Below are 14,454 nucleotides of genomic sequence, written 5' to 3' on the forward strand. Positions count from 1 at the left end.
ATCTATGGACACGACAAACCCTTTTCAAGATACTTTTTTCAATTTTTTTCTAAGAAACTTTTAACATTATGATTTTTATATACTTTAAAAGCACTTTTACTAACGCACCGAGTATTCAAGCGGGCATTTTACGTTATATGGTAAAACGGCTCACATGCCTGATTGCGAACACGCATTAATGTGCCCTTGATGACCTCAAAAGGTGTAACTTTTTAGTTAATTATGGCTGCACTTAGATAGAGGTAAATGCTAATCTGCGCTATTATTTACATTAATTAGTAGAGAGCCCATACCATAAAAATGCCTGATTACTTGGATCCAGCGCTGCGAATCACGCCGCAGTATTTTGTTGAAGAACTGATCGATATCCCTAAGCTCACCGAATTGTTGGAGCTTTACTCTAATGCGACCAAAATGGTTACGGCACTACTTGACTTGCATGGTAATGTGCTTATTGCCACTAACTGGCAAGATTCCTGTACCAAGTTTCATCGTAAAAATGAACAAACCTGCGCCAATTGCCTAGAAAGTGATACTGCTTTGGCGGGTGCTTTAGCTGCAGGTAATAAATACAATGTTTATCGCTGCAAAAACGGGCTAGTCGATGTTGCCACACCTGTTATTATAGAAGGCCAGCATATCGCTAACCTATTTACCGGACAGTTCTTTTTCGAACCGCCAAACCTTGAAGAGTTTCGCCAAAAAGCTAGAAATGTGGGGTTTGACGAAGAACAATATCTTGATGCAATACAGCGGGTTCCAGTTTATTCAGAATCTGAAATAGAAGCTCATTTTGCTTTTTTAGCCAAACTAGCGGAAATGGTTGCAGAAATGGGCGCAAATACCATCAAAATAAAGCAGATGAATAAAAAAGTGATTCAAGAACACGATGTACTCGCCAGTTCATTCTCCAAGTTTATTGAGATGGCTCCCATTGGAGTAGTCAAAAACCGCATCGACAACGGTCGATTCTTACTGGCGAATGATGCCTTTAGTCGCTTGGTGGGCACAGATAAACTCAGCCTAATGTCACAAACACTGAGAGAACTCATTGCACCTGCAGACAGAGAGAGTTTTGACAAAGCCATTGTAGGGTTGCCAAAAAGCAAAGCGTTTGGAGATTTAAATGTGCACATACAAGTGGCACCCAATAGTTATGCAACGGTTCTATTACATGGCGTTTTGGTAGAAGAAACCACGGGGGTCAAGAGCATTTGGACCGTGGTGCAAGATATTACCGAGTCAATGACACTACAGGCCAACTTGATAGAAGCCATAGACAAAGCGAATATGGCTAGCAACGCTAAGAGTGACTTCTTAGCTAATATGAGCCACGAGATTAGAACCCCAATGAACGGCGTGTTAGGTTCGCTCCAATTGCTTGAGAACCAAGTCACAGAGCCTCAGAACAAAAAGTTACTAGATGCTTCTTTGACATCGGCACGCTCATTACTCACCATCATCAACGACATTTTAGACTTTTCTAAGCTTGAGGCGGGTAAGTTAAAGTTAGAATCGATCGGGCTGTCTTTATCGCAAATCATAGAAACGATCATCTCAGACATAGGTCCCACCGCACACAAAAAGAACATCAAACTGTACGCCCATATCAGTACTGATAGCAACGATCAGTGGCTAGGTGATCCCACACGTATCCGGCAAATCCTTATCAATGTAGTTTCCAATGCCATTAAATTTACCAAGCAAGGTGAGGTAACAATTTCATTGACGACTCGAGTTGACAATGGCCAGCGTCTGCCCGTTATAACCATCACGGATACCGGTATAGGCATGGATGAACAGGGCGTAAAAGCTTTGTTTGAACGTTTTGAACAAGCCGATACCTCCACAACCCGTAGCTTTGGCGGCACTGGGCTTGGTATGTCCATCACTCGTAATCTATTAACGCTAATGAATGGCACTATTGATATACAAAGTCAGTTGGGCAAAGGCACAACGGTGACCATCGCGTTGCCACTTGAAGCAGATAGCAGCACCATCTCGCAGCCAAAAAAAGTTGAACTATTCCCTGCACCTGATTTATCAGGTAAGTGTATTTTGGTCGCCGAGGATAATGATATAAACTGGCTTATCGTCTCTACGATGCTAAAGCATACCAAGGCGACTTTGGTACACGCCAAAGATGGACAAATCGCCATTGAGAAGTTTGCAACAGTAACCCCTGATATCGTACTTATGGATATCCATATGCCGAATATGGATGGTATTAACGCGTGTCATCATATCAAACAACACAGCCCTAACACGCCAGTTATCGTACTCACTGCAAGCATTATGAGTGATGATATTGCGATGTATGAACGTGTCGGCTTTGATGATTGGCTCGGTAAACCTCTTGAAATGAACCTGTTATACAAGAAGTTATCCGTGTTTCAGTAAAAGGACGAACCACCGCATTCTAATTTACTTGGTTACAGGTGTAGTAGTAATGATGTTTGCGCCTTTTTCGGCATTTTTTTCACCACCAACAGGTACGAATTGTCAATCATTCGCTCAATTTCACCTTGTGGAATAGAGCCGTCAAGCAACACGGTGTTCCACAGCCTTTTATTCATGTGGTAACCTGGTAAAACCGATGGGAAGATATCTCTAAGCGCTTGCGCTTCATCTGGTTCACATTTTAAGTTAATTCGCCACGTTTCATTGTGTTTGTCTCCCATGTGCTTGCCAAGCGAAAGCGTAGCGAACATTTTGTCTTTTACCTTATACACATCAACCCCTTCACCAAAGGGCTGACTCACAGTCGCTTCTGGTTTGTTCATAAAATATTGATGAACCTGCAGGTGATCCATAAAACCTCCTTGTTATTTAGCATGTAGTAACATGTTAGTCGTTGCGTAAGGATTGTCTCCACTGGCTATAGTTCACAGCCGCCAACACGGTATAAAATACAAACAGCACCACGGTTGGGAAATAGCCTTTGCTTACGTAAAGATAAATTGATGCGGCATCAATCACAACCCAATATAACCAGTTCTCCAGCACTTTTTTCGCGAGAAGGTAGGTGGCAACGACGCCAAAACAAGTCGTCAGGGAGTCCAAATAGGCAAAGTCCGCATAGGTGTAATGCTCCATAACATATCCAAGGGCTATACCAACTGCACTTGTGATGGCAATCAACCGAGTATGAGAGCGTAATGACCAACTACTGATAGGTAACTGGTTTTCTTCATGTAGAGTGAGTTTTGCCCCCAACATTTGGCCTTGTCGCCATTGCCACCAGCCATAAACCGCCATTGCCATATAAAAAAAGTTTAGCAACGACTCCATCAACAATGCGCCATTGAAAAACAACAAAGTATAAATTAATGTACTGATACCGCCTGCGACCCAGCACCAGGCACTTTGCTTCATCGCCAACAGCATGTAAGCGATAGACAATAATACGGCGCTGTACTCCCAAACTGACATGGCTTGAAAGCCACTGATAACATGTTGGAAAAAGCCAACTAATTCATTCATATATTTTAATGCTCAATTGTAACTAACAGACTCTCCAATGCTGACGCATCCTTACACAGGCAATTGAAATCAAGTCGCATTATGTTATCACCCTTCTGGCGAGTACGCCTTGTGAAAGCCCGTTAAATTTCAACTTATGATGTATTTTTAGGTAAACGTGGAGCTGGCTTGAGCGAGGGGAATTGATCCTATGCAAAATCAATCTCCCCCAATAACTGAAGGGAACTATTAGTGGTAAAAAAGTTTATATTGAGTGGCACAAAAAGCCTTATCTTAAAGCTTGCTTACGCTGCCTTAAGATAAGGCTCTTGGCCTTTATGTTTTGCGTTGCGTTTAAAGCTACCTTTGCCTTTTTTCGCCTTTTCAACTTTGACTTTAAACAGTGGGCTGGTGACTAATGCTTTGAGTGCATTATCTTTTATTTCACCTCGTTGATGGGCGTGGCAGTGTTGTTTTTTACTCATGATAATTCCTTAAAATTGACTACTAAATCGTCTAATGACGGGGCGAATTATTGGCATAAATGCCGCTGTATGCAAGTAATTTTTATGCTGTTTTTTAGACTCTATCCAATCCATATTAAAATAAATAAAAACAAAACCTTACCTAATTTATTGCGGCTTTCCTAGCAGATTAATCTGGTTTACTGGGTATTGTTATCAAACCTTCATACCTCACTCGCTATACTGTAAGAAAATAAATTTAACTTGCCAAACGTTTGAGCTTTATTATGCCCAGCATTGTAACCGGTCACGGTATTACACTGAATTATCAAGATGAAGGGCCCAAAGAGGCCCCTGCCATTATTTTAATAATGGGGTTAGGCGCACAAATGACCGTGTGGCCAGAGCCCTTTTTTTACGGGCTAGTTAAAAAAGGTTTTCGTGTCGTGCGCTTTGATAATCGCGATACGGGGCTTTCTACTCAGTTAGAGCAATATGGTAGTCCTAGCCTTGTACAAACATGGTTAAAAAAGCGCTTCGCATCCACAGCGGCAGCCCCCTATACCCTTGAAGATATGTGTCAGGATACATTAGCACTGATGGGCGCTTTACAAATAAAAAAAGCGCACTTAGTCGGCGCTTCTATGGGCGGTATGATAGCGCAATCTTTGGCTGCTAAGCATAAAAAGAAAGTGTTGAGTCTGACTCTCGTGATGTCATCTTCATCCATGCCCCGCCTTTGTACACGTAACTTTTTGCTTTTTATGCGCCTGCTTCGCTTGCAACCTGTGAGAAACAATGAGGCGTCCAGTATTAATTACCTCGTGAGGTTAAACCAATTAATTGGCAGTCCTGGGTATCCACAAGACGAACACACGCTCCAAAAACAGGCTAAGTTGAGCGTAGCTCGTGCTCATACTCCAAATGGTTTCAAACGCCAGTTAGTCGCGCTTACTTACAGCGGCAGTCGGGAGCATTTACTGCCTAAAATAAAAGCACCAACTCTGGTTATTCATGGTTTAGAAGACCCCATCTTCCCCTTGTGTGCAGGCCAAAAAACAGCACAGAGCATACGTAAAGCTAAACTAAAAGTCGTACCAGGAATGGGCCATAATTTTCCACCCGAGTTGATGAAAAAAATGACAAAATGGGTTGCCAAGCACGTCACTAAATCCGAACGAAAGCGCCTTGAGAAAAAAGCTCGCAAATGTGAGTTGCACATCATGAAAAGCTAAACCTCATTTACCTGAGGTTTACCTGAGGCTACCTTCCCATATGTGCTTTAATCCATGCTTTTACTGGGGTAACCCATTCATTCATTGGCTTGTAAAATGCCCCATGTTCAAGGCCAGTATCGATCATAATTTCATTAAACGAACGCGTTTGTGTACTGCGTTTGGCCAAAGTTGCGCAGCTTTGAGGGCCATCTGAGCGCTCATAGACCGATAGCACGTGGCCAAACACCTTTATATCTGTGTGTTTACTAGAGACAAGCCTACCGCAGCCAGCCAATATCACGGTATTAATCTCTAAATCTGAGAGCTTATCAGAGGCAACACCCGCGATAAACGAGCCTCGAGAAAAGCCAACTAATGTAATATTCCTTGCTGAAACACCTTTTTCAACCAATGTGCGTACCTGTTGATTTAATTCATAGGCGTAAGCAAAGGGGTCAGTGTTTTTAGCTCTATGGTGTGCAATTAAAGTATAGCTTTTATCAGCAAGTGCTTGTTTAATTGCTGGAAAATCATAACCCCCCCCAACCGTTTTTAGTATTTATTGGTTTTGGGTTTGTTCCCTCAACTATGTAACCATGTTGATAAAATACAAATTTGTCGTTTGCAGATACAGACTCTGGTGGAGCCGTCAAGACAGTCGCACTCCAGCTATTGAAAGATATCAGCGCTGTGAGCCAAGCGCAGCTTACCATACGAAGTTTCATCACTTTCCTTTTCCTTACCTCACGTTATTGGTAGTTAAAAAAGGGGCGCCAATGGTGCCCCTTGCCAACTGGTAACATTCCAGTGTATTTAAAACCGATGAAGTTGCGCATCAAAACGATGAGCAACCTCTTTAATGCTAGTCGCTCAATCTTAAGTCTTACTGAATTGAAAATTTTTGTACGAGTGCGTAACAATATGATTATACTAAAACAATCTCTTCTCTCAACTATGCTTGTACGGATAAGTTCAAGCTTGATAGTATAAATTTTGCAACATTCGCTTCGCATAACCGCTTTAGGAGAAAGCATGGAAAATCGGTCCCTTACAATAAAAACTATGACCCCAAGTGAGCTGGATATTGCCGTTGAGTGGGCAGCATGCGAGGGCTGGAATCCTGGGCTCAGTGACGCTCAGTGCTATTATCGAGCCGATCCTAATGGTTTCTTGATGGGCTATTTGGGTGATGAACCCATCGCATCTATCTCTGTGGTGAAATACAATAATAGTTTCGGATTTTTAGGCTTTTATATCGTTAAACCCGAGTATCGAGGCTTAGGTTTTGGCTGGCAAATATGGCAAGCTGGACTGCAATATTTGAATGGCTGTAATATCGCGCTGGATGGTGTTGTTGCTCAGCAAGATAACTATAAAAAGTCTGGTTTTAAACTTGCCTATCGTAACATCCGTTTTGCGGGCACAGGCGGTGGTACAGAACCGCTAGCCAGCAACATCGTATCGCTAAGTGATCTGCCCATCGCTACTGTACTTGACTACGAACAGGCGTTTTTTCCTGCCAAGCGTGAAAACTTTCTCAAATGCTGGGTAACCCAAGCTAACAGCCACGCTCTCGCTATCATGAACGAAGGAAAAATCGCGGGGTATGGCGTGATCCGCCCTTGTCGACAAGGCTATAAAATAGGCCCCCTATTTGCGAATAGTAAAGCTGAGGCAGAGCAACTTTTTCAAGCCCTACGCGCTAAAACCTCCACAACAGACACAATTTATTAAGATGTTCCTGAAGTTAATGACGCCGCGGTTGCTCTGGCTAACGACCATGGTATGGCACCTGATTTTGAAACCGCCAGAATGTACACGGGCAACACACCAAAGCTATCTCTCGAAAGAACATACGGCGTAACATCATTTGAAATAGGCTAATAAAACAAGGCGCTTTGACTTTAAAACCATAAAAATATCAAAGTTGCCTTAAACCTTTTGGAAAATCATCGCGTCATACCCTTAAAAAATAACAAAGGACTATTATGCTGTACCCAACTCGGCTTGTTTCCCTCACTCTGGTTTTCATTTTTTGTATACTTACTTCGTTGACAAGCAAAGCACAAACTACACCCGTAACGCCTTTTAAAGGGCTTCTTTCTGTTTCACAAGCACATCAAGATATTGAGCAGTGGTTTAACTGGCTACATCAGACTCATCCAGATTTATCGCACAGCGTAGAAGATGTTGATGCCTTTTATCAAAAAGTAGCGCAGATCAAAAGCGCGATTAAATCCCCAATGACCGCAATGACACTGTGGCAACACATGGCCCCACTTAACTCCATGCTCGCAGATGGTCACATTAAGGTAGGGCATGGCTCAACGTCACAGTGGCGTCAATGGATTGTGCAGGGAACAGCATTGCTTCCACTAGAAGTGTATATAAACGATGACGGCATTTATGTGGCACGAGACCTAGGCACACAAACTAGCCGCTATCAAGGCGCTAAAATAGAATCTATCAATGGCATCAGCGCCACCAGCATGTTACAACTCTTACTCACCAATACCCATGGCGACACACTGGCTTTTCGCCAAAGCGTGCTGGAAAGTCAGTTTAATCGCTTATTTTATATGACATTTGGCCCACAAGATTCTTTTCATATCAACCTAACGCACAAGGGTAAGCCACACAGTATTAAGCTCAGCGCCAAGGCTGCACTGCCGAAAAGCCTCGCAACGTCTACCTTTGCAGAGGAATTCAATGTCACCTATCAAGACAACACAGCCATATTACGCGTGAACACGTTTGCATGGGATGGTTTTAAACAATACCTCACCTTTATGGACGGTGTATTCACGGATATCAAAGAAAAGAACATTAATCACTTAATCATTGATATCAGCAAAAACGGAGGTGGTAACGACGATATGTGGATGGAAGGCATATTGCGTTATATCGCCGATAAGCCCTATCGGCACTTTTCAACTTACCGCTCAAAGATTTTATTAAAATATCGTGATCCGGGGCAAATTGTTGGCAATATTGAACAAGGTGAAAATACCCGCTTAATCCAACCAGACCTACAGCTGGATAACTTCTACACTGGCAAAGTGTCCCTTCTAATAGGTACGGGTACTTACTCATCATCTGTTGTGTTTGCAAACACCGTACAGGACTATAAATTTGCTCAGCTTATAGGTACCCAAACAGGCGGTCGCAGCACACAAAGCGGTGGCATCCAATTCACTACACTCACGCACAGTCAGCTGCAAATGATTTCACCACGATTTTTACTGACCCGCCCAAGTGGTGTTACTCAAATGACGCCTGTTGTGCCCGATATCTCTTTGACACAGGCAAGCTTACCCGAAAATATACTTTAACGGCTTTAAATTTCCTCACCTTACTGGAGCCTGTATGTTTGGGCTCCAGTCCAATTCAGATCTCTAACATCAATCTAAACATCAAGTTTTTCGATTAAGCCAATCGTTTTAATTCGCTCATAAACCCACCGCCCTTTCCTATACTCTTGGCAACGATTTCAAACGCGGGCGCAAAAGATATCAAACCGCTTGTGTTTATTGTGACCTGGTATTTCACCATTCTCAGGTCAATGTAGTGAGTATGCAAATTAATCGCCCCCTTGCGGAGGCAGGTAAACTTTAAGGAAACTTACCATGAATGAGCGACTTTTTAACAAGCGACTACTGGCCAGTTTGGTCAGTTTGCTACTAATTTCTGGCGGTGCATCCGCACAAAACCAAGAAAAAGCCCAGATGAGTAAGCCTCAAGGGGCTATCGGCAGTGGTGTAGCCAAAGCAGGACAAGCAAAAACAAATCAATTTTGGTGGCCCGATCAATTAAATTTAGCGCCATTACGTGATCATGATGCTCGGTCAAATCCATATGGCGAAGATTTTGATTACGCCAAAGCATTTAGCAGCTTAGATTTAGACCAAGTAAAACAAGATATAGATACGCTGCTTACAACATCTCAAGGCTGGTGGCCCGCTGACTTTGGCAACTATGGTCCGTTTTTCATCCGCATGACATGGCACAGCGCAGGTACCTATCGTACATTAGATGGCCGTGGTGGCGCAGATGGTGGGCAACAACGTTTTGACCCACTCAATAGCTGGCCAGACAATGGTAATTTAGACAAAGCTCGTCGCTTGTTATGGCCGGTAAAACAACAGTATGGTGAAGCATTGTCTTGGGCTGACCTGATGGTATTGGCTGGCAACGTTTCGCTAGAAAATATGGGTTTTAAAACCTTTGGCTTTGCCGGTGGCCGTGCTGATGATTGGGAACCAGACTTGGTATACTGGGGTCCAGAGTTGGAAATGCTGGCCAGCGATAGACACGAACGGGACGGCAAACTTCAGCGTCCACTCGGCGCAACCCATATGGGGCTTATCTACGTCAATCCAGAAGGCCCGAGAGGCGTTCCCGATCCCTTGGGTTCTGCAAAAAATATTCGTACCGCGTTCTCTCGAATGGCTATGAATGATGAAGAGACCTTAGCGCTGATAGCAGGTGGCCACACCTTTGGTAAAATGCATGGTGCACACAAACCAAAAGATTGCGTGGGTAAAGAACCTGGTGCTGCAGACATTGAGCAACAAGGCCTTGGTTGGAAAAACACCTGCGGTAAAGGACACTCTGAAGACACCGTAACCAGCGGTTTAGAAGGCGCTTGGACGCAAGCCCCCACTAAGTGGACCTCTTTGTATTTAAGTAACCTATTGAACTTTGAATGGCAGCAAACACGCAGCCCAGCTGGCGCAATTCAATGGATACCAACCGATGAGTCGCTGCATAAAGCAGTGCCAGATGCCCATATCAAAGGTAAGTTTAATCCACCAGTGATGACAACCGCTGATTTAGCACTGAAGTTCGACCCTGAATATCGCAAGATAGCGGAGCGGTTTTTAGCGGACCCTGAGCAGTACCGTTTGGCATTTGCCAAAGCATGGTACAAATTAACCCACAGAGATATGGGGCCTGCACGTAACTTTCTTGGCAAGGAAGTACCAAAAGAAACCATGATATGGCAAGACCCAATTGATGAAAAAACCGCATCAAAGCTAGACAATGATGATATTAACGAGCTGAAAAAACAGGTGTTAGACTCAGGTCTAAGTGTATCTGAGCTCGTTCGAGTAGCTTGGGGCGCTGCAGCAAGCTATCGCGCAGCGGACAAACGCGGTGGCGTCAATGGTGCCCGTATAGCACTGGCACCACAAAAAGATTGGCAAGTTAATAACCCCGTGGAAACACAAAAAGTCATTAAAGTGCTCAGCAACATCCAATCAAATTTCAATGGCGGTATGTTCAACAGCAGTCGTGTTTCTTTGGCGGATTTGATTGTGTTAGCTGCAAATGCGGCCATTGAAAAAGCAGCTAAAGACGCGGGTTACGCAGTATCGGTACCATTTATTCCTGGTCGAGCGGATGCAACACAGGCACAAACCGATGTGAACTCATTTAGCTTGCTAGAGCTCAGTGCCGATGGTTTTAGAAACTACTTTGACAAACAAAACAGCTATAAGTCACCCACTGAAATGCTGATTGATAAAGCCGATCAACTCAACCTGAGTGTGCCACAGATGACTGTACTGATTGGTGGTATGCGCGTATTAGATGCAAATTATCAGGGGGTGAAACATGGCGTATTCACCAATCAGCCAGGCACCTTAAGTAACGACTTTTTCGTAAACTTACTAGACATGTCAACAGTTTGGAGAAAGTCATCAGAGCAAGGTATATATCAAGGTTTTGACCGTCAAACGGGTGAGCCGAAATGGAGCGCGACTTCAGTTGATTTGATCTTTGGCTCTAACTCTGAGTTACGTGCTGTGGCGGAAGTGTATGCATTCGATACGTCAAAACAAAAGTTTGTGGACGACTTTATCAAAGTATGGACCAAGGTGATGAATTTAGACCGCTAAACGTATCCTTTGTAGGCACTGAGCAACCATACTCAGTGCCTTTTCTCCACTAACCACCCGAATTTTCTCCATTTTCTTTGCACGATTCAACGCTACCTTAGCGCCAAATGAGTTCTTAAACACTCATAAAGACCAATATAATCAAATATAAGGATAAACTAATGGCGTTTAAATTAAGCTCTTTGTGCCTTGCTCTGTCGCTGGGCCTATCAAACTATGCAATGGCTTCTTGTAACGGTATAGGCGATGGAGCCAGTGCTACTTTAGAGGGGGTGTCACTAAGAATTGCAGGTTCTGCTGAGTCCGAGTCATTTTCATTTAACACTTCGCAAGACACATTAACCGTTACTAGAACCGCCAGCAGTAACACCAGCTGCGATACATTTTACCTCAGCCAAATCATGTTTATTGAAGCCAGATTGGGCGCAGGGAATGACACCTTCAATGGACAAGATGTCGCAGTCATGCAGTACGTCTATGGCGAAAATGGTAATGACACAATTACCACAGGCTCGCAACAAGATAGAGTGTATGGTGGTGCAGGTAATGACACGATTTATGGTCGTGCTGGCAATGATATGTTGCACGGACAAGACGGTAGCGATGTGATCTATGGCGGCTATGGCAATGATCACATTACGGGAGGAAACGACCATGACCAACTGTTTGGCGATCAGAATGATGACGTAATCGTTGGTGACAATGGTGGTGATTTACTCATCGGTGGCCAAGGTAGTGACCTGCTTATGGGTGGTAATGATAATGACTATCTCGGTGGAGGGTGCCGTCTTGCCAATGCCAATAATGGCTATATTTACGAACAAAGTGGCTGTAACAGCAACAGCGATGGTGGCGACACCTTATACGGCGGAAGCGGTGACGACGTGCTAAGTGGTGATAAGGGGAATGACAAACTCTACGGTGAAGACGGCGATGATTATCTAACCGGTAATAAGGGTCGCGAAGACCGACTATACGGCGGTAACGGTAAAGACGCCCTCTTTGAAGTAGGCGATGGTGATGTCGTCAATAGTAGCAAATGGCACAAAGCATGGGGCAACGGCGGCGACGATATTCTCTTCACTTACTTAGAAAACTCACGACAAGAAGGTGGTAGCGGCAATGACGTCATTATTACTTCGTCAACGGAGTTTGACGCAAAAATTCAAGGTGGTAGAAATGCCGATTACATTTGGACGGCCGATGCTTTTCCTGAGGGCAGTTGCGGCAAGGGTGATGATAAAGGGGTGTTATTTTTAAATAGCTGTGAAGGCATCACTTGGGTTGATGACTATCAAGGGCTTTTGTCTAAAGTTGATAAGAAAAGTAACTTCGATAACCCCTACTATGACGCTGCCAATGCTGTGGTAGAAATGCCTGGTTCATACACTGGCTTAAATAATGGTTGGCGTAGTTATGGCCCTCGCCCCACCGCACTATTCGATATAGTTTCCAGCGCCGTATTTCAACGCTGGTTAGAAGATCAATCTACAAAACCCTACTCATACTACGAGTGGCGTGTTGATTACAACGTTGGCTCAGGTATTTACGGCACCTATATAAACTGTATGGAGAATAACGTTGCTTATAAATGTAAGCACATTTTGCAACAAGTCCAGACCTGCTACAACCAAACAGGTAGTGTGGTAGATTGCCAATAACACTTACTAACCCGGCATCTCATGCCGGGTTTGCCTGTTAAGCGTTACTCAACCTTTTGTTCACCCAAAGCGCAGACATAATAATGGCACCACCAATTGCAAGCCGCATAATGTCAGCGTCTCGATTCCAAATAGCCACGTTGACCAAAATGCCCGCAGGGATCAGCATATTATTCATAACAGCCAATACACCGACATCCACAACTGTAGTCCCTTTGTTCCACGCAAAATAACCCAACCCTGACGCTATGACTCCCAAATAGATAAGTACACTCCACTGCACAGCCGTTGTTGGTAAACCTGTTACATCGCCAAATGCAGCAAAGCAAGAAACAGCAACGGCTAACGCACCGATAAAAAACCAAGCAAATACGCTTTGCTGGGGAATTTCCTTGTCTTGCATCAGCCGTTTATACATCACCTGCCCTGTTGCAAAACAAATATTTGCGCCCTGTACCAACAGCATACCAATCAAAAACTGCCCATCTACGCCTTCATAGCGAATCGCTATCGCGCCTATCACGGCGATTAAAGCTGCCACTAAAAAGCCGATATGAAAGCGCTTCGCCAGCAGGTCATTGAACAGGGTAATATACAGTGGTGTCATAACGGTAAAGAGCAGCACCTCTGGCACACTTAAAAATAAAAACGAATGATAGTAAAAGCCGTACATCGCACCCAATTGAATAGCACCTACCAGCATCAATTTGGCGGCAAGCTTTTTGGGTATTACAGACAGCTTTAAGAAGGGAAGAAATACACAGGTCGCCAAAGTAATACGCACCAGCACACTGAACCAAGCGTCTACTTGTCCTGCCAAATATACGCCTATCAAGCTAAATGAAAAAGCCCACAACAAGGTTACCGAAATAAGATATTGCATACAGCCTGCGCTTTACCCAAAAATGCTATCGTACACAATCACGTGTCGTGATTCACCTATTGTGAAGCTTTACTCACTCATGAGCCGTTCTTTTTAAAAGTTTGTAAAGGGTATCTATGCGTTTATGGGTACGATAACTTTCATAACACATGTTTACGCCTATCAATATTGTGCCGTAGAGCAAGCAGTAAGATGTGAGCTGATCTGAGCTACTAGGCACCAGTGCGCTCCAGCCAAACGCCAAAGCACATACGCTCAACGCTTTAAAGCTGTGTGAAAACACGTTGGGGCGTAGCGACGCTAATTCAGCTTCCAATTGAACTTGCTTCTTCATTTGTGTCAACGCGATATGACTTTCAATACTTTCTTTATTCATAATCTCTCCTTAGACAACGATAAAACTCCCTGACATATATTCAATTTGCCATTCACTGAACCCAAGCCCCTTTATTGGGTACTCAAATTGAGTCAATTATACAAGTCAACTTTATAATTACCAGCCCTATCTAGAGTAAATACGTTAACTTCTTGTATCGGGAATATTCCACTTGTTTTTATAGACTTTAATCTGTACAGCCTATGCTGGCTGCACACATAGTATTATTTAACTTAACTTTTCATAAATATAATAAATTACCTAAATTTAACACAGTTGATTGATTTGTTTTCATCTTTGCAATTATTTGTTAGAGTTCTTTGGTCGGCTTATTCGACGCTATGGGCAAACCATTCGAAAGGATGGGGCGCAAAGTCACCGGTCTAAGGGGTCAACAGCCCTATGATAGCGGGATTGCTAGCGCAGCCAAACCATTCGGCTGCCTATCTTTCCGTTCCAAATGACCAAGTTGTTATTATTTGGAGCATAAA

At 43.6% G+C, this 14,454-nt stretch carries 11 protein-coding genes, 1 pseudogene and 1 riboswitch; of the genes and pseudogenes, 6 read left to right on the top strand and 6 right to left on the bottom strand.

The window, feature by feature from the left end:
• Positions 1–300: 300 nt before the first annotated feature.
• Complete coding sequence (locus tag BET10_RS11065; protein ID WP_070985651.1) at positions 301–2,400, top strand: PocR ligand-binding domain-containing protein; 2,100 nt, start codon at positions 301–303, stop codon at positions 2,398–2,400.
• A gap of 32 nt (positions 2,401–2,432) precedes the next feature.
• Here BET10_RS11065 and BET10_RS11070 read toward each other — a convergent pair whose 3' ends face one another.
• The 3 genes from BET10_RS11070 to BET10_RS11080 form a co-directional block, all read right to left on the bottom strand.
• Positions 2,433–2,813: an MmcQ/YjbR family DNA-binding protein gene (locus BET10_RS11070; protein WP_070985652.1), complete on the bottom strand. Its 381-nt coding sequence runs from the start codon at positions 2,811–2,813 to the stop codon at positions 2,433–2,435.
• A 34-nt stretch (positions 2,814–2,847) separates the two neighbouring features.
• Positions 2,848–3,483, bottom strand: coding sequence for a nicotinamide riboside transporter PnuC (gene pnuC / locus BET10_RS11075; protein WP_070985653.1), 636 nt, complete (start codon positions 3,481–3,483; stop codon positions 2,848–2,850).
• Positions 3,484–3,767: 284 nt separating this feature from the next.
• Positions 3,768–3,947 carry an alternative ribosome-rescue factor A gene (locus BET10_RS11080; protein WP_070985654.1) on the bottom strand — a complete coding sequence of 60 codons (180 nt, stop codon included), beginning with the start codon at positions 3,945–3,947 and terminating at the stop codon, positions 3,768–3,770.
• A 266-nt stretch (positions 3,948–4,213) separates the two neighbouring features.
• Between BET10_RS11080 and BET10_RS11085 the strand changes: the two genes are divergently transcribed.
• Complete coding sequence (locus BET10_RS11085) at positions 4,214–5,161, top strand: alpha/beta fold hydrolase (RefSeq protein ID WP_070985655.1); 948 nt, start codon at positions 4,214–4,216, stop codon at positions 5,159–5,161.
• Positions 5,162–5,189: 28 nt separating this feature from the next.
• On the opposite strand, the gene BET10_RS21285 is transcribed toward BET10_RS11085, so the two are convergent.
• Positions 5,190–5,702, bottom strand: a complete 513-nt coding sequence (locus tag BET10_RS21285; protein WP_139158543.1) for an alpha/beta hydrolase — start codon at positions 5,700–5,702, stop codon at positions 5,190–5,192.
• 503 nt (positions 5,703–6,205) lie between these two features.
• On the opposite strand from BET10_RS21285, the pseudogene BET10_RS11100 reads away from it, so the two are divergent.
• The 4 genes and pseudogenes from BET10_RS11100 to BET10_RS11115 all read left to right on the top strand — a co-directional run bounded on the left by BET10_RS11100 (position 6,206) and on the right by BET10_RS11115 (position 12,704).
• Positions 6,206–7,027, top strand: a pseudogene (locus tag BET10_RS11100) (GNAT family N-acetyltransferase).
• 167 nt (positions 7,028–7,194) lie between these two features.
• Positions 7,195–8,475 carry a S41 family peptidase gene (locus BET10_RS11105; RefSeq protein WP_170829140.1) on the top strand — a complete coding sequence of 427 codons (1,281 nt, stop codon included), beginning with the start codon at positions 7,195–7,197 and terminating at the stop codon, positions 8,473–8,475.
• Positions 8,476–8,769: 294 nt separating this feature from the next.
• A complete protein-coding gene (gene katG / locus BET10_RS11110) occupies positions 8,770–11,043 on the top strand; it encodes a catalase/peroxidase HPI (RefSeq protein ID WP_070985658.1) in 2,274 nt (757 codons plus the stop codon).
• A gap of 161 nt (positions 11,044–11,204) precedes the next feature.
• Positions 11,205–12,704, top strand: a complete 1,500-nt coding sequence (locus tag BET10_RS11115; protein ID WP_070985659.1) for a calcium-binding protein — start codon at positions 11,205–11,207, stop codon at positions 12,702–12,704.
• 37 nt (positions 12,705–12,741) lie between these two features.
• Here BET10_RS11115 and BET10_RS11120 read toward each other — a convergent pair whose 3' ends face one another.
• Positions 12,742–13,587, bottom strand: coding sequence for a carboxylate/amino acid/amine transporter (locus tag BET10_RS11120; protein WP_070985660.1), 846 nt, complete (start codon positions 13,585–13,587; stop codon positions 12,742–12,744).
• A 73-nt stretch (positions 13,588–13,660) separates the two neighbouring features.
• Positions 13,661–13,963 carry a hypothetical protein gene (locus BET10_RS11125; RefSeq protein WP_070985661.1) on the bottom strand — a complete coding sequence of 101 codons (303 nt, stop codon included), beginning with the start codon at positions 13,961–13,963 and terminating at the stop codon, positions 13,661–13,663.
• A 334-nt stretch (positions 13,964–14,297) separates the two neighbouring features.
• Positions 14,298–14,385, top strand: a riboswitch (cyclic di-GMP riboswitch).
• Positions 14,386–14,454 lie beyond the last annotated feature (69 nt).

This window comes from Pseudoalteromonas amylolytica (assembly GCF_001854605.1).
Taxonomy (GTDB): Bacteria; Pseudomonadota; Gammaproteobacteria; order Enterobacterales; family Alteromonadaceae; genus Pseudoalteromonas; species Pseudoalteromonas amylolytica.

Coding starts and splice junctions, on each gene's coding strand:
- BET10_RS11065 (WP_070985651.1), top strand. CDS start 301: ATGCCTGATTACTTGGATCCAGCGCTGCGAATCACGCCGCAGTATTTT.
- BET10_RS11070 (WP_070985652.1), bottom strand. CDS start 2,813: ATGGATCACCTGCAGGTTCATCAATATTTTATGAACAAACCAGAAGCG.
- pnuC (WP_070985653.1), bottom strand. CDS start 3,483: ATGAATGAATTAGTTGGCTTTTTCCAACATGTTATCAGTGGCTTTCAA.
- BET10_RS11080 (WP_070985654.1), bottom strand. CDS start 3,947: ATGAGTAAAAAACAACACTGCCACGCCCATCAACGAGGTGAAATAAAA.
- BET10_RS11085 (WP_070985655.1), top strand. CDS start 4,214: ATGCCCAGCATTGTAACCGGTCACGGTATTACACTGAATTATCAAGAT.
- katG (WP_070985658.1), top strand. CDS start 8,770: ATGAATGAGCGACTTTTTAACAAGCGACTACTGGCCAGTTTGGTCAGT.
- BET10_RS11115 (WP_070985659.1), top strand. CDS start 11,205: ATGGCGTTTAAATTAAGCTCTTTGTGCCTTGCTCTGTCGCTGGGCCTA.
- BET10_RS11120 (WP_070985660.1), bottom strand. CDS start 13,587: ATGCAATATCTTATTTCGGTAACCTTGTTGTGGGCTTTTTCATTTAGC.
- BET10_RS11125 (WP_070985661.1), bottom strand. CDS start 13,963: ATGAATAAAGAAAGTATTGAAAGTCATATCGCGTTGACACAAATGAAG.